Origin of the sequence: Ralstonia flaminis (assembly GCF_958415495.1) — a bacterium.
In the GTDB taxonomy this organism is placed as follows: Bacteria; Pseudomonadota; Gammaproteobacteria; order Burkholderiales; family Burkholderiaceae; genus Ralstonia; species Ralstonia flaminis.
This window is the reverse complement of sequence record NZ_CATZLL010000010.1, coordinates 121,024-136,280: the sequence shown is the minus strand read 5'-3', so window position 1 is coordinate 136,280 and position 15,257 is coordinate 121,024. Positions and strand designations below refer to the sequence as shown.

Here is a 15,257-nt window from a genome sequence, read left to right as displayed (position 1 = left end):
AAATGACGCATAGCATCCCTCGCGCGATGACAGAGCGGGCATGGCGCATTGCTGTAGTAGGCGCCGGCGGAACGGGGAGTGCGGTTATCCCAAGTCTGGCGCGGCTCCATCACGCCATGCTCGAACTTGGCCATCCCGGTGGTATCGACTGTGTCGTCTATGACGATGACACGGTCAGTGAGAGCAACGTCGGCCGCCAGGGCTTCTATCCAGCGGATGTCGGTCGGCACAAGGCTGCTCTTCTGGTCAATCGGTTGAATGTGCTCATGGGCACCAACTGGCAGGCGGAAGTGCAGCGTATCAATGCCAATGATCGGTTCTGCTGTGATTTGGTCGTTGGATGTGTGGATACGAGGGCGGCGCGAAAGGCCATCCTCAAGGCCATGCAACGCGGCACGGGCGGCTACTATCTCGATTGCGGCAATGAGACCGATCGTGGTCAAGTCATCCTTGGCCAAGTTCGCGGCCGGGCTGAACATCGCCTACCTCACGTCGGCGACCTGTTTCCTGAGCTGATTGATCCGAAGCGCGATGCAAAGGACACGGCGCCGTCTTGTTCGATGGAGGATGCGCTGCGCAAGCAGTCGCTGGTCATCAACCAGGCGATTGCAGTGCAAGCCTTCAATTTGCTTTGGACATTGTTCCGCACCGGGACGCTGCAGTACAGCGGTGTGTTTGTAAATCTCGAAGCGGGGCGCACGAGTCCGCTCCCGGTAGACCCGGAGGCATGGGCGCGATTCGGGTACGTGCCGAGTATGCGCAAGGCGCAGAAGCCGCCGCGAATTGCTGCTTGATTGAACATGGCCATCCTCCGAAGGATGGCCTTTTTTCTTTCTGAGCGGCATTGAGAGTCGACCGGGATGTTGTGCTGCAGCCGCTGCGCGAGGTTGCCTAGGAGTGCGCAGAACGTGCCTCTGGTGCGTGTTCCTTTGCATCGAATATCCTGCCTTCTTATCTCGCGCTTCTCGCGCATCGATTCCGCGCCACACGGTGCTACCAACAGGCCTTGCCACGTTCTTCGGGGCATCTTGGCTTTCATCCCACCGGGAACTCATTCCCGGTGCGGGCATGGGTTGCCTCGCATTGACGCCGAGATAGAGCGCACCAACGCGGAGCTGGATGCGCACATTGCCCAGTCCACGGCTTCCGCCGAGCAGAGCGCGGATCTGCTCGCCCTGCTTGGGCAGGTGAAAGCCAAGAAGGTGCCGTTGCCCGCCCAGGCAGAGGCACAGATCAGGAAGATTGCCGATGTTGCTCGCGAGAGGACAGCATTGAATTCTCGTCGTCAGCAGACCAGTTCAATGCCTTCCAGACAGCAGTTCGTCGGAAGCGACAAGCTGTCCAGCGACAGCGATGATTTTGATCTCTGGCTGTACATGGCGACAGATGTTCCGACCAGCCTGAGAACGCTGCTACTCAGTGCGCTCAACTCGTATCATCATGGCATGCCGACTGATTCACATGGACAATTCTCGGGCGCTGGGACGTCCGGGAACTGGGGCGATGACGCTCCGGATCAGAGAGCCTCGGATGCTGCTGCAGCTGCCATGGGGCTCGAAGCGCTGGCTATCTCGACAGATGACAGTCTCGGGCGCTACTCCTGACACGTTCGAAATCTTGAGCAAGCGGGGACGCGAGATGATCGAAGAGGCGAAGAGCGAGAACGCACCGAGCTTCTTCCTGCCGCCTGGGGGGAGCAGCTACTGCCGGACGCGTCCTCGGTGAAGTGCTCGCAGTGCCAGTGTTCGGATAGTGGGCCGGCCAAGCCCATACCCGATGCCAGCCATTGAATCCGAAGAAAGGCGGCAGAAAAAACAGGGCTCTTGTCGATCATTCTGTTCTGCGCGACAGACATAATCGTGTTGCGGCGGTGCCAAGGTTTGCGCGCACAACGCCGTTGCCCCCAAAGGGTTTGCAACTCCTGACCAGGAACATGTTCCTGGCAGTGCAGAACACACAAGAACCTGGATTTCTCTATGGATTACCTCCTCGGTCATATTTGGCAGATTGTGGGTGCAATCGCAGTGATCAGTATCGCAGCAGCCTACCGCCAAGTGCTCTGGCTGTTTGGCGTCATCATCGTCCCCGATGACAGCATTGGCGTCGTGACGAAGAAATTCGTTCTCTTCGGCTCAAACCGCAGTCTCCCCGACGGGCGCATCTTGGCGCTGACCGGCGAAGCTGGTTACCAGGCGGACACGCTCGCCCCGGGCCTCCATTGGGCGCTCTGGCCGTGGCAGTACGCAGTTGAGCTGAAGAAGTTCGTGACGATCCCGGTGGGGAAGGTTGGGGTCGTCGAAGCCTGTGACGGCCATCCTCTGCCGAGCGGCCGCATTCTTGCGAAACGCATCAACTGCGACATGTTTCAGGACGCGCGGCAGTTCCTCGAGGGAGATGGCCAACGTGGCCCGCAGATCGATGTAATTCCGCCGGGCACGTATCGGGTCAATCCCCTGCTGTTCAAGGTCACGCTCGCGGATACCATCACGATCCCGCCCAGCCAGATCGGCGTCGTGGAAGCCCGTGACGGCTCACCGTTGCCGGCGGGCCGCGTAATCGCCAAGCAGGTAGTGTGTGACTCCTACCAGGATGGCGCTTCGTTCCTGGAAAACGGTGGTGAGCGTGGGCCGCAGAGTGGCATCATCGCCCCGGGTTCCTATCGCATCAACCCGGTACTCTTCGATGTCAATGTGGCCGAAGTGGTGGACATTCCCGACAACAAAGTCGGCATCGTGACTACGCGCGAAGGCAAGCCCTTGGGGCGGGGCGAAATCGCTGGCCCGGAAGTGCCTGACCACAACATGTTCCAGAATCCGCAGGCGTTCATCCAGAACGGGGGCTGCAAGGGTTTGCAGGAACAGGTGCTCCTCGCCGGCCGCTACTTCATCAACCCGCGCTTCGCCACCGTTGACGTCGTCGATATGACCGAGGTACCGATTGCCCACGTCGGCGTGGTGATCGCCTATGTCGGCAACGAGGGACGGGACGTTTCCGGCGATTCCTTCAAGCATGCCAACCTCGTCTCGCGTGGTGAGAAGGGAGTATGGGCCGAGCCGCTCGATCCGGGCAAGTATCCGATCAATCCCTACACCCACAAGATCCGCAATGTGCCGACCGCAAACGTCGTGCTGAACTGGGCGGCAGGGAAATCGGAGGCCCACAAGCTCGACGCCAATCTGTCGACCATCACGGTACGCTCGGCAGATGGCTTCAAGTTCAACCTCGATGTCAGCCAGATCATCCACATTCCGCGCAACGATGCTCCGAAGGTCATTGCCCGATTCGGTGATATGTCCGCGCTGGTGACGCAGGTCCTTGAACCGACCATTGGCAACTACTTCCGTAACAGCGCCCAGGCCTCCGACATCATCGACTTCCTGCGTGAGCGGTCGAAGCGTCAGGACGACGCCCGAAAGGCCATCGGTGACGCGCTGGCTGAGTACAACGTCGGCGCGGTTGACACGCTGATCGGCGACATCGTGCCACCCGAGCAGCTGATGCAGACCCTGACCGACCGGAAGCAGGCCGAGCAGGAGAGAGTCACGTTCGAAACCCAGAAGCAAGCCCAAGCCGTCCGTCAGGAGCTGGAGCAAGCGACGGCCCTGGCCAATACCCAGGCGAAGGTGGTCGACGCAGAGCGTCAGGTGTCCATCTCGGAGTTCAACGCTCGGGCGGCGGTGAAGCAGGCCGAGGGTGAAGCGCAAGCTAAGACGATCAACGCGGAAGCGGACGCCAAGGTGGTCAGGCTGGTGGGTGAAGCGGAGGCCGCGAAGGTCGAGGCCATCGGTACCGCGGAGGCCAGCGTCATCAAGCAGAAGATCGACTCGATGGAGAGCGGCAACTACGCCGTCGTCCAGGTCGCGGAGGCGCTTGCCGGCTCCGGGATGAAGCTGGTGCCGGATGTCGTTGCAACCGGCGGCAGCGGTAGTGGTGGCGGTACTCTCGTGGAAGTGCTGCTGGCCAATCTGATTCGCGATGGCATGCACAAGGGAAGTGGTCTGCCCTTGAATGGCGAGTCAGCGGTCAAGCCCGAAGCCCTCCCGGCCCCCTAAGCCAGCGCGATGAACGCGGGGAGACATAACATCGGGACGGAGCATTGGCGTGGTGCCGGGGCGCCTTTTCTGCGTCAGCGCGCGAAGCGGGGATTGGGCCGACTGTTACTGACGGCCCTGATGTCAGCTCCAAGCGTTGCGCTCGTGTTGGCGGATCAACTGGTTTCGGCCACGCACGAACTGGAGCTGGTGCCCTTCAATACGCTGCTTGCCAGCACGCCGGGCCCGATCGCGGAGGAGGTCTATCGAGCGATCGCCGGTGCCGAGAGCACCATTCGCGTGCTGCAGCGGTCGATGTTTGCGGCTCTTGTCGTGGCCACAGGCTTGGGGGCGGTGGGTGTCTTCCAGGTCTGGCGCGGTCCTCGCAAGCGAGCAGATGAGCCTCGCCGTGCTTAAGCTCCCGGTGATGGCGGCGCCGTGTCGAGTTGAGGTCGTGGGCGTGCCACCAGTGCGCCCACGGCCTTTGCCGTGCGAAGTCGCGCGTCTGCGTTGTGAGAGCGTACGAACGACCATTCGGAATGTCTGGTGCACACAATGAACCCCGAACCCAAGCCCAAAAAGCCACTCAGGTGGCGGATTCTCGCCCTCATGGTGCAATGCGCCGCCGTGGCGATCGCACTGAATGCGGTGCTGGTGCTATTTGGCGTCATCTCGAATCCCGCAGAGCAACGCCGCGAAGTTGATGCCGTGACGTACCGCATCCTGGCGGACGGCTATACGGCGGGCTCACCCGTGTACCGCGCAGCCGTTCGTGATGCGGTGAAAGAGCGTGGGGCGATCATGCTCGCTGATCGGGAGCGGCTGATGGGCATGTGGGCCAAGGCCGCGCCGGTTGGATATGGCGTGCCCGCTGCTATTGGGCCGCGCGAAACCGAGCGAGCGCGCCTTCTGCGCCTTGTGAAAGGCGAATCAAACTAACACTGCCAACAGTTTGCGACTACGTAGACCGGCTAGGAACTTCTTTCGGCGTGTGTGCGCTTCGCGCGTCGGCTACGCAGGTAGAAGGAAAGGGTGAATAAAACAAGGGCGCAGGCTATGCCAACAACACTACTTGGCCAAATCGGATTGGCACTCATCGGAGTGCTCTTCATGTCGGCTTTCAGCCTGGGGGTGATTGCACCATTCAATCGATCGGTTTCATTGGGCGTGATCGCCCTGTGCATTGCGGCGGCAGTCGCATCGTTCGTCATACCGGGATAGGAAAAACGCCGGCTGCGCCGGTAGAAGGAAACAGACCATGTCAATTGCGAACAACAGTACCGATCCGCAGCACCTGCTGGGGCACCTGGCCAGCCAGCCTGTCGCAGCACCGTTCAAAGTGGATTTGTCGAAGCCGACCGACTTGGTTGAAGCGATGTTCGGGCCAGGCGCCAAGATCGTGCATCCGTGCGATGCATTTGCGCGCCGGGCAGGGTGTGCGGACTGGGCGTCTGCGGTGCAGGCGATGAAGGCAGGCAAGGTGCTGGTCGCGCAGGGCCCCAAGGTTGGAAAGTCGATGATGGACCTGATGATGTTCATTGAACAGGTTCGTTCCGAAGGACTCCATTCCTACGCAGACGACCTTGGCCGGATCTGGCTGGGGCTGAAAGAGAACTTTCCGCAGTCCGTGCTCGACCGGCAAGAGCAGGAACAGCATCTGCGTGACCTTCTCATTGGGCGGTAGAAAGAAACATGCCGAGTCGCCGGCCGCCACACTGGGACGAACCACTCTCGCCGCTGTGTGAACACGGCAACGGCTATAGCTGCAAGCATTGCCGCGAAGTGCTTCCTTTCCCGACAGAGCCGTTGCCTCACCAGACCGGGCATCGCCCCAGCGGGAGCAAGCACATTCGCAAGGTGGCGGCCTACAGGACCAGTGATAAGTGCGAAGGAAAGACGCCGGCACCGCGCGGGCTGACGAAATAGGACAACGACGATGAATGCAAAATATGCGCTGCCGGGGTTAGTTGATGCGGTTGGTAGTCTTTTGTGGATGCAGGTTGATCGCTATTCGTTTAGTTCGTACTGGTGGGTTTCAACGCTGATCGCTTTGCTGGTTGCCATGGCCTGGATGGTGGCAGACGGTAAGGCGGAAGGTTGATCGGAAGAACGGATAATGCGTGAGCACGTTGAAATGCAGCTCGGCGAGTGGTTCGTGCGCTTGTTCTGCAAGCTGATCGCACTCGGCGCCGCGATATGCGGGGCTGGTGGCTTCGCGATTATCGGGATGCGGACCATCCTGCCGCTGCTGGATGATGGCAGGTACGTCGAGACCGCGTGCGCAGCCATCGCGTGTGTCGCAGTGCTGTACGGACTCACTCCACTCGCTTTGGCCGTGGACGGATCGCTTCTCCATGCCTTCGGCATGGAGCCGTTGAAAGGGCTTCGACAGGACCCGAATCAAGAGCGATAGAGGGAAAGCCTCGGACGCCTGATCTGATCGTTGCCGCTGTGAAGGCAACAGTCGGACCCGAAAGGGGGTAGCCGGCCGGTGCCTTTTCGGGGATGCTGCGAGTTTTTCAAAATGCGTGTCGACGGCCCCTTTCCGGCGCCAAAGCAAGCTGCTACGATGCCCTTGCTTTCCGCGTCTTAGGCGCATCGATTCACACCAGTCTTTGGCTGGTATCTCTTCTCCCCCCCTTACGGGCCCTCACGCCCGTAGGTGTGATGGGCCCGTTTTTTTCGAGGCCCATCATGTTCAAGTCCTTTTTCTCCGCTGCTCTCGTCGCCTTCTGCGTTCTAGCATCTGGATGCGCTCTTCAATAGAGCTCGCCCGACGTCTACCGCGGCATGGAAGTCATGCGCCGCGGTGATGCCGAGCAGGTCACTGTTGTTCGCGTTCGCAATGTCACGATCACTGGTGACGATGGCTACATGTCCGCATCAAGCGGCATGCCCGGTCTCATCGGGGCAGGCATCAGCGCATTCCTCGGTGGCCGTTCCATCGGTAACGGCAATGGCCGCTATGTCGCCGGCGCAGTCTCCGGCGCCGTGGGCGGTGTGATCACGCAGCAAGTCTCCCAGGTGCTGAACAAGCGCCCGGGCGTAGAAGTCATCGTTCGCACGGATGCTGGGCGAACGTTGGTCGTTACCCAGGATGCCACGCAGCAGTTTGTGGCTCGGGAGCGTCTGTACATGATCTCCAGCGCGGCGGGCTTTCGCCTGACCCGCTGATCCTCTTGGTGGCCGCCGCAAGGCGGTCACCGCCCTGTTGGCGCTGCCAACGCTGCTCCCCCTCCACTCAATGGCCACCCCAACCACAGACGATCTGGCTGTCTATCGTCGGGATCACCGGACGCTGGAAGTCTTCAGCCACCTGACGCGTGGCCGCTGTTCCACCGTCTTCTTCTTCGAATTCAGTTCGCATCCCTCGATCGTTCCGTTCCTGATTCCCAGCTACATGCAGGGCATCACGACGGAGTTGATCCGGGAGGCGGGCCAACAATTCTTGCAACGCGAGGCGGCAGTACTGCCCGTCTAGCCGACCCATCATGAGCGAACAAAATCTCATCCGCTGCACTTCCTCGAAGTACCCAAATCCCGGCGAGGCGAGCGACGCTCTCTCGGGTTCCAGCTGCGTCCCGGGCTTTCGCTTCGGGTATGTCGATCAGGATCACCGAGTGGTGGTGTTCTTCGATGACGCACACCCGGAGAAACCTCTGCCCGAACGCAAGGGGCTGTTGCGCGTCACCGCGCGTGTTCCGCTGCCGCAGCTCCAGCGCTAGTCCGCGGCGCTCCATCCCATAGCAAGCCCGAGAGGGCTTGCCCAACTGCCAACAGTTGGGCAAGCGCTTTTGATCGCGTCACCGACGCATCGAGCTTTGTCTGGCATGCCCAGACCATACCCATCGCGGGACACCGTCCCGCTGGGGTTGGTGTACCGCACTCTTTCATAGGACACCAACGATGAAGATTCCTCAATCCTTTACCCGAAGCCGCTGCCCGTCGAACACGGCCGCCGGCGCAATCCTGCAACGTGATGCTTCACGCGTTCTGCGTCGCGTCGCCAATGACCTGGCGCTGCGTCAACGGGAATATTCGATCCGCACGCGTCGCCAGCGTCGCCGCCTGGTCGACGTCTTCGCGCTGCACACCGACGCGCTGTACTTCGAAATCTCGCACGCGCCGGCGGACCCGAAGGTGTTGGTCCGCTATCGCACCTGCGCCGGCCGTCACGATCTTGGCGGCGGCCGCAACAACGCCGTCTGCCTGGAGTCGCTGGCATCGCCGGAAGGTTACAGCCAGCTTCTGGCCAACCTGCGATTCGTTGCCGGCCGCCGTGGCTAAAGCGAGGCCGCCATGTCCAAACTCATCAAGGTCATTCTGCGCTCGACCAGCGGGGACGAGACATCTGGAAGGGCAGCCATCCAGGCTGACACCGATGTTGTCGTGTTGCCCAACCGGTTGGTGCAGCAGATCGAGTCGGCCAAGGCCGCAGGCGAGGCGTACGTCCTCGTTGCTGCCGAGGATGGCTACGAAATGCCGCTCGTGCACGTCGAAGCGGCGACGTTTCGCTTGAACCGCAAGGGCCGGGCGCGCAAGTCGTTGTGGAGCGTGGTGCGAAGCGCACTTCTCGCGCCAACGCGCGATCAGCGCCAGCAGTACGGTCGTTTCGCTCATACGCTGTCGGCCGCGGCGCTGATCGGTGCTGCCAGCTATTTCAGTGGCAGTCGCGCTTGGACGCTGGGTGCCGTGTCCGATGTCGCTACGTTGATCGCCGTCACTGTTGTACTATTTGTAGTAGGCGCTGTTTTGTCCAAAGGAGACTGACCATGACGCTCGGAATGTTCGCCGCTGTCGTCACGACATTGATCGCGGCATATCTGCTGTGGGCCGACCGACGTGGTCGTCAGCTCAACAACGACTAGCGATTGCTCGACGCTGGCCCAGCCAGCCACACCAAATGACGCACCCATTCGTGGGTGCGTTTTTTTTGCCGTTTCGGCTTTGGCCGAAGCGGCAAAAGCCCTCTTAAGGAGGCTCAACCATGATTTCAATCCGTTCACCCGAATGCCAGGCGTTGGCATACAACTGTAAGCTTGACCCCCTCGGGGCAAGCGTTCTCATGTCGCTCTCGCGCGTCTTGTCGTCGGTTGACCCGATCGGCAGCCGGGAGCTGCAGGAGCGTGCCGAATGGGCGGCAGAACTTGCAGGAATGCAGGCCATCGATAGCGACCGCATTCCGGTCTTTGTAGCCGATGGCGGCTCGCTTGAGATGCACTTTCGCGATGGCCGCCGGCAGGGAAAGGAAGATGACGAATACGCCGAGCGTCACCCACCGACCGTTTGGTTTGGCAGGTGGCGAATGGACTTTGACGGTCTGCGCGAAACACGCGCGAGCGTTGCGCAGTCGCCAGCAGGCTACCTCCCGGGGCTGGAAGTCTCGTACCAAGGCGGAGATTGCGACGTGCATTACGGTGAAGCCGTGCCGACGCTTGAAGAGGCTGTTGCAGTCGCAAAGGAGCGCGAGAGCAATTGGCACCAGGCTGACGATTAAATCTCCACCTCAAGTCGCAGGATGGTCGTCAGTCATTGACGCCGCCGCATCACCATTTCATCCAACAACCCACGCGGGGTGCGTCCCCGATGGGGCACTCCGCGTACAACAAGGAGTTCTCCATGGGCCATCAAGTCGTCGGTGCCGGCTTGGCATCATTCCCAGCGGGCGTGACGATCGCCGTGCAGCTCTACACGGATATGCACGTCGCAGTTCATCTGCACGCGGCGGACGACGGTCTGCGCTATGCCTCGTTGTCCACCAACATCCGGCACGCTCCGCTCGCAGACGACGAGTTTGCATTTTCTTCGGGGCTGGTGCCGCAGGATATGTGCCAAGCACTGCTGCACACGGGCGCGTTTGCTGATACCGGGCGCGTCATTCGCAGCGGCTATGCGACGTTCCCCATCTGGCGCATTGCCGACGAGCAACTGATCGGCCAAGTCGTCGCGATGCGTGTCGACGCTGCTGCCGCGACAAAGAGGCGCCGCAAGTCGCACTGACGCGCGGCCTTCAATTCCTTCCATCCCACCAGGGGCAATCGCCCCGGTGGGGCGCGTTGCCCCAGTCCTTATTGGAGCAACGTTCATGTACATCATCACCATCAACCATACGAAGACCGAGACCCGCACAACGATGGCCGGCGTCTTGGCCCTCCTGAACGCCGACAAATCGATTCCGCGCAAATTCACCGCGGACTCGTTCACTGTACATACCGTCGAAAATGGTCCAATCCCCGTCGTTGGTCTGCCACGCGGCCGAATCGGGCTGCGTCCCGACGGCACGGTGCACGAGATCCTCTTGCACGTGATCACCGAAGTCGAGCGGATCATCCTGAAACCGGACGGCAAGCTGCTGCGGCCCTACGAGGTCAGCTTTGAATCCTGGGAAGCTGTCCTTGCCGCAAGCGCGCTGGCCTACGAGAGCGAATACCTGATCGATCCTGAACGCCTGAAGGAGGGCTCGCTTTTCTCGGAGTTCCAAGTCGAGAGTCCGCAGCGCTTCATCACGGACGAGCTACTTCGCCGGTTTGGCTTCGGAACAGGCGGGCCACACGCCTATCCGGGCGGAGGGGCGTGCAAGGGGCATGAATGGCACGTCGCCTACGCGCTACAACGTGGCGAGCGCGTCAAGGATTGCATCCTCAACTTCTACCGTCACACGAGCACGGCGATCCCTCACGGCTTGGAATGGCTGAACGCTCTCATTGAGTTCCCAGTGCTACGCGGCGCGCTGCCGGCGGAGACGCTGCGGGACCTGTGTGATGTGCTCAGACGCGAGAAGATGGCGATGACCGAGCAAAACGTGTCGAAGCTGCTCGCCATCGTTCGGGCCTTGCCGGTCGGTAGCTCCTATATCGACATCGACGACGCGTTCTACGACGCGAAGATCCTCGGCCCACTCACGGCGCCGACACTTCAGCTCGCAGAGGGGCCTGACGCAGAGCCGCTTTCGCCGTTGGCCAAGCGCGTGACGGAGTGCGTCAACGAGAGCGTGTATGAGAAGACGGTGGCGCGGCTTCGGCAGGAGCGGGAGGACGGTAACCTTTCGAAGCGCCGTTTCGAGCTGCAGATGATGATGGCCGAGCGCCAACGCAATTGCAGAAACTACCACTACGGCAACATGATTGCCTCGCTGTTGTTGGAGCGTAATGTCGCTGGGCTGCTCGAGATTCTGGACCAGCCCAACAACAAATCGAGCAAGCGCGCCATTCGTGAAGTCATCGGGGTCAACCTGCTGACGGTAACGGGAGCAGCGCGCCGGCGCGCCATCTTCAGCATGTGCGGGTTCGCCCAGCAGGAGCAGGACGTGTGGGAGCAGCATGCGGCCGAGGCCAAGGCGGAGAAGCGCCGCATTGAGGCCATGGAGCAGGCAAAGAAGACTGCTGAGTCGGTACGCTATTCCGTCGGCGGTGGGCAGGTCATGACCGGCAAGCAGTACGTCGACCTGTGCATCGCGGAAGGCTTCTCGCAGATTGTTCCTTCGCGGCGCGGCAATGCTGTCAGCTACCTCTTCGTCGATCCGAAGCGCGACCTGGGCAGGCCACTGAAGGTGAAGGACGGCACCCTGGACTATGCACGCGCTTGCTTGAGTACACCGGCAGAGCGTGTGCCGGCGTACGCCTGACGCCAATCTCTTTCACGCGCCAGTCCCTGCCCCTCCATCACGGGGGCAGGGCGGCCGTTTCTACCCCCTTGCGCGTGTGGCGCCGCGCCGCGCAACCTGCTAACCTCTCCTTGCTGAAAAGCGCTGTTCGGACTGGCCTGAGCCAACCCAAACACTGTTTTTCCTCGCGTCTCCGACGCATCGATCCAACGCCGGCAGCATCGGCCGTTTCTTCAACCATCCCACAGGGGTCTACTCCCTGTGGGCGTGGATTCCGTGGGTTTTCGTCAAGTGATACCCCATGGACAATACCCTTACCGATCAAGTTACGCCCCTCACCAATCAGGTTTCCCCGTCGCAACTGGAGACCCTGTTGGCTGCCTACATTCCGGCACACCTGCCCGTGCTCGTGACTGGCGCGCCAGGTGTCGGGAAATCCGACATCGCAGCCGCGGCTGCAGAGCGCGCCGGCTACGACCTGCTGATCTCGCATCCGGTGGTCGAGGACCCGACAGACTCCAAGGGCCTGCCGTTCCCCGGCGCGGATGGCCAATCCGCCAGGTTCCTGCCGTTCGGGGATCTGGAGAGGGTGTTACACGCGAAAGAGCCGTTGGTCTGGTTCTTCGACGACCTCGGTCAAGCGTCTCAGGCGGTTCAAGCCGCCAAGATGCAACTGCTGCTCGCGCGCCGCATCGGCGAGCACAAGCTTCCCGAGCATGTGACGTTCTTGGCGGCGACGAATCGCCGGACCGACAACGCCGGCGTGTCTGGCATTCTCGATCCGGTGAAGTCGCGGTTTGCGACCATCGTCGAGCTTGTGCCAAACGTTGATGCCTGGGCGGCATGGGCTGTGAAGTCGCAGCTTCCCGCTGAACTGATCGCGTTCCTGCGCTTCAAGCCGGATCTGCTGGTGGCGAAGGAGCGCACGCGTGATATCGAGAACCTGCCGTCGCCGCGAGGCTGGGGCGCGGTTGGGAAGCAGATGCCCGTGGTGCCAGCTGGCTTGGAAGCAATCGTGTTCACCGGTGCTGTCGGCGCTGGTGCCGCGACCGAGTTCCAGGCGTTTCGCGAGACCTTTCGCAGTCTCCCCTCTGTGGCAAGCGTTCTGTTTGCGCCGGACACTGCCTCCATCCCGGAGGAGCCCTCGGCGCGCATCGGGATTGCGACGGCAGTTGCGAGTCAAACCACGGTCGCGAACATCGATCGCGTCCTCGTCTACGCCGACCGCATGCAAGCGGGCGGTGACGGTGACTGCGCAACGATGATGATCAGCGACGCGATCCGCCGTGACGAGTCTATCGTTTCCGTGCCGGCTTTCATTGCAGCGCAATCCGGCTGGATCGGTGCCGCGATGGACGGCCGGTAAACCGGTTCCCTTTCAAGCAGTACATCCCATGCGGCGAGCTTTGGCTCGCCGCTTTTCATTTCAAGAGGCTATTTCCATGAACATCCTCAACGTTCACGAGCGTGTCATGCTCGCATCCCTTGGCATCTCCGTTTGGCGCGCACGTCGCTTCGATACCCGCGCCACGGAAGAGGTGGAAAAGAACCACGCCACCAAAGACATCGGGCGCTTCAACAAGAAGCTCCTGACCGACGATGCCATTTCTTACAAGAGCGTGTGCAGCATCGCCACGCAAGCACGTGCCTTCTTCAATGCGCACACCCTCGAATACGACCAGCTTGGCGTGCGTTTGCTGCCCACGGCTGTTTACCTAAAGGTCGCTGACCGGCTGCGCGAGTTTCAAGACGAGTTCCGTGAAGCCACGTCAGCCTTTCTCGCCGAATACCCAGCGTTGAAGGAGCAGGCCAAGGGTGCTCTCAACGGGCTCTATACCGAGGCGGACTACCCGACCCTCGAAGCGCTGTCGACCAAGTTCGGTATACGCCTGTCTCCCTTGCCGTTTCCGGACGCAAGCCAGTTCGGCATCAACTTGCCGGCCAACGTGCTGGACGGCATCAAGGCGGATATGGACGAGCGGGTGTTCAGCGCGGTCAAGACGGCCAACGAAGACATCGTCGGCCGCCTCTACGACGCTGTGCAGCACTTCGCCAACCGTCTGTACGCGGGACGCAACGTCCGGCTGGGCGTTGTCGACAAGGTGCGCGAACTGTGTGACCTGCTTCCGACGTTGAACTTCACACAGGATCCGGCATTGACGGACATCCTGAACGAGACGCGCAATCACCTGGCTTGCTACACGGGCGCCGAATTGAAGGATTCGGCCGATCTTCGCCAGAAGGTGGCGGAGAAGGCGATGGAGATCGAGGCGCAGATGGCGGTGTACATGACCGGCGCGCTCAGCACGCCGGCAGCACCGGCACTTGGCGATTCGTCTGCGCTCAGTTTCCTCCTTGCCTCGTGAGGTGTGGCCATGCTCGAACGGATCATCAAGCAGCGTGGTCAACTGGTGCTGAACCACCCTTTCTTCGGGGCGCTGGCGCTTCGTCTGAAGCCTGTCGAAGACCCCACGTGCCACACGTTCTGGGTTGACGGCCGGGCGCTTGGCTACAACGCGCAGTTCGTGGCCACCTTGGACGATCTTGAACTGCGTGGGTGTCTCGCTCATGAGGTGCTGCACCCCGCCAGCGGGCATTGCTGGCGGCGTGGCAATCGCGATCAGAAGCTGTGGAACGCGGCCTGTGACTATGCGGTCAATCCGGTTGTGCTCGCTGCCAACTTGAAGCTCCCGAAAGGCGCACTGCTGGAGGAACGCTTCACTGGCAAGTCAGCAGAGGAGATTTATGCGGTGCTCCGCCAGGAACGGCCACCTGAGGCTCCCCAAGAGCCTCAGGCCCAGGGCGCTCGCGGTACGGGCGCTGGGCTGCCATCGCGCGACCCGAACGCATCCGATGCGGCACAAGGGCAGGGCGCTGCCGAAGGTGGCAACGCCGACGGCAGCCCGACGTATGAGCCCGGCGACATCCGCAAGGATCGCGGCAATGACCAGGCCTCGACGGAGACGCAGTGGAAAGTCGCGGCGATGAAGGCTGCGCAGGTGGCCAAGATGCGCGGCAAGTTCGGTGCGGATCTGCAGACCGTGGTTGACCAACTGGTTACGCCGGCGGTCGATTGGCGTGCGGCCCTCGCGCGCTTTGCAAGCGAGTCGGCCCAAGCCGACTACAGCTGGTCGATACCGAACCGCCGCTTCACGCACCTTGGTCTCTATTTGCCGGCGCTTCATAGCCGGCGGGTGGGGGACGCCGTGTTTGTGCGCGATTCGAGTGGCTCGGTGTTCGATGAAACGCAACGCCAGTTCGCATCCGAGATCCACCGCGTTTTCGATGAAGTGAAGCCATCGCGGCTGATCGTCATCGACTGTGACGCGCGTGTCACGCAGGTGCAGGTGTTCGAGCCCGGTGATGCGCTTGAACTGGCGCCTGTGAAAGGCGGCGGCGGTACCTGCTTCGCACCGCCGTTCGAGTGGGTGGAGGAACAGGGCTTTCGGCCGGCGTTTCTCGCCTATCTGACGGACATGTATGGCACGTTCCCCGAAGTGCCGCCGGAGTATCCGGTGCTGTGGGCCTCAACCACACCGTTGCGCAGAATCCATACCCCGCCATTCGGCGATTGCATCGAGGTCATCGTCTGACCATTGCCCCGGGCCATCCCGGGGCATTTC

The 15,257-nt window shown here is 61.4% G+C and carries 19 protein-coding genes; 18 read left to right on the top strand and 1 reads right to left on the bottom strand.

Translation table 11 applies throughout. From position 1 onward, the window contains the following. The first annotated feature begins 2 nt into the window (after window positions 1-2). From R2N11_RS16460 to R2N11_RS16420, 9 genes are all read left to right on the top strand, one after another. The gene (locus R2N11_RS16460) at window positions 3-794 is read left to right on the top strand and encodes a PRTRC system ThiF family protein (protein ID WP_029674028.1); all 792 of its coding nucleotides are present in this window, start codon (window positions 3-5) and stop codon (window positions 792-794) included. A gap of 279 nt (window positions 795-1,073) precedes the next feature. Beyond that, a complete protein-coding gene (locus R2N11_RS16455; protein ID WP_021197371.1) occupies window positions 1,074-1,604 on the top strand; it encodes a hypothetical protein in 531 nt (176 codons plus the stop codon). Between the two features lie 372 nt (window positions 1,605-1,976). Beyond that, window positions 1,977-4,052, top strand: coding sequence for an SPFH domain-containing protein (locus R2N11_RS16450; RefSeq protein WP_012435685.1), 2,076 nt, complete (start codon window positions 1,977-1,979; stop codon window positions 4,050-4,052). A 120-nt stretch (window positions 4,053-4,172) separates the two neighbouring features. Next, on the top strand, window positions 4,173-4,448 hold the full coding sequence (locus R2N11_RS16445; RefSeq protein WP_316681675.1) for a hypothetical protein: 276 nt from the start codon (window positions 4,173-4,175) through the stop codon (window positions 4,446-4,448). Window positions 4,449-4,640: 192 nt separating this feature from the next. After that, window positions 4,641-4,970, top strand: coding sequence for a hypothetical protein (locus tag R2N11_RS16440; RefSeq protein ID WP_021197373.1), 330 nt, complete (start codon window positions 4,641-4,643; stop codon window positions 4,968-4,970). 319 nt (window positions 4,971-5,289) lie between these two features. Next, a complete protein-coding gene (locus R2N11_RS16435; RefSeq protein WP_012435688.1) occupies window positions 5,290-5,715 on the top strand; it encodes a hypothetical protein in 426 nt (141 codons plus the stop codon). Window positions 5,716-5,967: 252 nt separating this feature from the next. Beyond that, complete coding sequence (locus R2N11_RS16430) at window positions 5,968-6,132, top strand: hypothetical protein (RefSeq protein ID WP_012435690.1); 165 nt, start codon at window positions 5,968-5,970, stop codon at window positions 6,130-6,132. 15 nt (window positions 6,133-6,147) lie between these two features. Further along, a complete protein-coding gene (locus tag R2N11_RS16425; protein ID WP_012435691.1) occupies window positions 6,148-6,444 on the top strand; it encodes a hypothetical protein in 297 nt (98 codons plus the stop codon). A 377-nt stretch (window positions 6,445-6,821) separates the two neighbouring features. Continuing rightward, entirely contained in the window at window positions 6,822-7,205 is a 384-nt protein-coding gene (locus R2N11_RS16420) for a glycine zipper 2TM domain-containing protein (protein WP_012435692.1), read from the top strand. A 67-nt stretch (window positions 7,206-7,272) separates the two neighbouring features. Here R2N11_RS16420 and R2N11_RS16415 read toward each other — a convergent pair whose 3' ends face one another. Continuing rightward, complete coding sequence (locus R2N11_RS16415; RefSeq protein WP_257019857.1) at window positions 7,273-7,398, bottom strand: hypothetical protein; 126 nt, start codon at window positions 7,396-7,398, stop codon at window positions 7,273-7,275. 124 nt (window positions 7,399-7,522) lie between these two features. Between R2N11_RS16415 and R2N11_RS16410 the strand changes: the two genes are divergently transcribed. The 9 genes from R2N11_RS16410 to R2N11_RS16370 all read left to right on the top strand — a co-directional run bounded on the left by R2N11_RS16410 (window position 7,523) and on the right by R2N11_RS16370 (window position 15,227). Then, window positions 7,523-7,756, top strand: a complete 234-nt coding sequence (locus R2N11_RS16410; protein WP_012435694.1) for a hypothetical protein — start codon at window positions 7,523-7,525, stop codon at window positions 7,754-7,756. A gap of 181 nt (window positions 7,757-7,937) precedes the next feature. After that, on the top strand, window positions 7,938-8,318 hold the full coding sequence (locus R2N11_RS16405; RefSeq protein ID WP_012435695.1) for a hypothetical protein: 381 nt from the start codon (window positions 7,938-7,940) through the stop codon (window positions 8,316-8,318). Window positions 8,319-8,330: 12 nt separating this feature from the next. Continuing rightward, the gene (locus R2N11_RS16400; RefSeq protein ID WP_012435696.1) at window positions 8,331-8,801 is read left to right on the top strand and encodes a hypothetical protein; all 471 of its coding nucleotides are present in this window, start codon (window positions 8,331-8,333) and stop codon (window positions 8,799-8,801) included. A 217-nt stretch (window positions 8,802-9,018) separates the two neighbouring features. Next, window positions 9,019-9,528 (top strand): hypothetical protein, encoded by a 510-nt coding sequence (locus tag R2N11_RS16395; protein WP_012435698.1) that lies wholly within the window; start codon window positions 9,019-9,021, stop codon window positions 9,526-9,528. 122 nt (window positions 9,529-9,650) lie between these two features. After that, window positions 9,651-10,031, top strand: coding sequence for a hypothetical protein (locus tag R2N11_RS16390; protein WP_012435699.1), 381 nt, complete (start codon window positions 9,651-9,653; stop codon window positions 10,029-10,031). A gap of 85 nt (window positions 10,032-10,116) precedes the next feature. Beyond that, window positions 10,117-11,655, top strand: coding sequence for a hypothetical protein (locus tag R2N11_RS16385; protein ID WP_012435700.1), 1,539 nt, complete (start codon window positions 10,117-10,119; stop codon window positions 11,653-11,655). A 280-nt stretch (window positions 11,656-11,935) separates the two neighbouring features. Further along, on the top strand, window positions 11,936-13,000 hold the full coding sequence (locus R2N11_RS16380; RefSeq protein WP_012435701.1) for an ATP-binding protein: 1,065 nt from the start codon (window positions 11,936-11,938) through the stop codon (window positions 12,998-13,000). 76 nt (window positions 13,001-13,076) lie between these two features. After that, a complete protein-coding gene (locus R2N11_RS16375; protein ID WP_012435702.1) occupies window positions 13,077-14,000 on the top strand; it encodes a hypothetical protein in 924 nt (307 codons plus the stop codon). Window positions 14,001-14,009: 9 nt separating this feature from the next. After that, the gene (locus R2N11_RS16370) at window positions 14,010-15,227 is read left to right on the top strand and encodes a vWA domain-containing protein (RefSeq protein WP_012435703.1); all 1,218 of its coding nucleotides are present in this window, start codon (window positions 14,010-14,012) and stop codon (window positions 15,225-15,227) included. The last annotated feature ends 30 nt before the right edge of the window (window positions 15,228-15,257 follow it).

What these genes read in the sequence shown, in the direction of transcription:
- R2N11_RS16405 (WP_012435695.1), top strand. Translation starts at nt 7,938, where the DNA reads ATGAAGATTCCTCAATCCTTTACCCGAAGCCGCTGCCCGTCGAACACG.
- R2N11_RS16450 (WP_012435685.1), top strand. Translation starts at nt 1,977, where the DNA reads ATGGATTACCTCCTCGGTCATATTTGGCAGATTGTGGGTGCAATCGCA.
- R2N11_RS16385 (WP_012435700.1), top strand. Translation starts at nt 10,117, where the DNA reads ATGTACATCATCACCATCAACCATACGAAGACCGAGACCCGCACAACG.
- R2N11_RS16425 (WP_012435691.1), top strand. Translation starts at nt 6,148, where the DNA reads ATGCGTGAGCACGTTGAAATGCAGCTCGGCGAGTGGTTCGTGCGCTTG.
- R2N11_RS16460 (WP_029674028.1), top strand. Translation starts at nt 3, where the DNA reads ATGACGCATAGCATCCCTCGCGCGATGACAGAGCGGGCATGGCGCATT.
- R2N11_RS16375 (WP_012435702.1), top strand. Translation starts at nt 13,077, where the DNA reads ATGAACATCCTCAACGTTCACGAGCGTGTCATGCTCGCATCCCTTGGC.
- R2N11_RS16435 (WP_012435688.1), top strand. Translation starts at nt 5,290, where the DNA reads ATGTCAATTGCGAACAACAGTACCGATCCGCAGCACCTGCTGGGGCAC.
- R2N11_RS16380 (WP_012435701.1), top strand. Translation starts at nt 11,936, where the DNA reads ATGGACAATACCCTTACCGATCAAGTTACGCCCCTCACCAATCAGGTT.
- R2N11_RS16445 (WP_316681675.1), top strand. Translation starts at nt 4,173, where the DNA reads ATGTCAGCTCCAAGCGTTGCGCTCGTGTTGGCGGATCAACTGGTTTCG.
- R2N11_RS16395 (WP_012435698.1), top strand. Translation starts at nt 9,019, where the DNA reads ATGATTTCAATCCGTTCACCCGAATGCCAGGCGTTGGCATACAACTGT.
- R2N11_RS16415 (WP_257019857.1), bottom strand. Translation starts at nt 7,398, where the DNA reads ATGCGAACTGAATTCGAAGAAGAAGACGGTGGAACAGCGGCCACGCGT.
- R2N11_RS16410 (WP_012435694.1), top strand. Translation starts at nt 7,523, where the DNA reads ATGAGCGAACAAAATCTCATCCGCTGCACTTCCTCGAAGTACCCAAAT.
- R2N11_RS16430 (WP_012435690.1), top strand. Translation starts at nt 5,968, where the DNA reads ATGAATGCAAAATATGCGCTGCCGGGGTTAGTTGATGCGGTTGGTAGT.
- R2N11_RS16420 (WP_012435692.1), top strand. Translation starts at nt 6,822, where the DNA reads ATGGAAGTCATGCGCCGCGGTGATGCCGAGCAGGTCACTGTTGTTCGC.
- R2N11_RS16370 (WP_012435703.1), top strand. Translation starts at nt 14,010, where the DNA reads ATGCTCGAACGGATCATCAAGCAGCGTGGTCAACTGGTGCTGAACCAC.
- R2N11_RS16440 (WP_021197373.1), top strand. Translation starts at nt 4,641, where the DNA reads ATGGTGCAATGCGCCGCCGTGGCGATCGCACTGAATGCGGTGCTGGTG.
- R2N11_RS16390 (WP_012435699.1), top strand. Translation starts at nt 9,651, where the DNA reads ATGGGCCATCAAGTCGTCGGTGCCGGCTTGGCATCATTCCCAGCGGGC.
- R2N11_RS16400 (WP_012435696.1), top strand. Translation starts at nt 8,331, where the DNA reads ATGTCCAAACTCATCAAGGTCATTCTGCGCTCGACCAGCGGGGACGAG.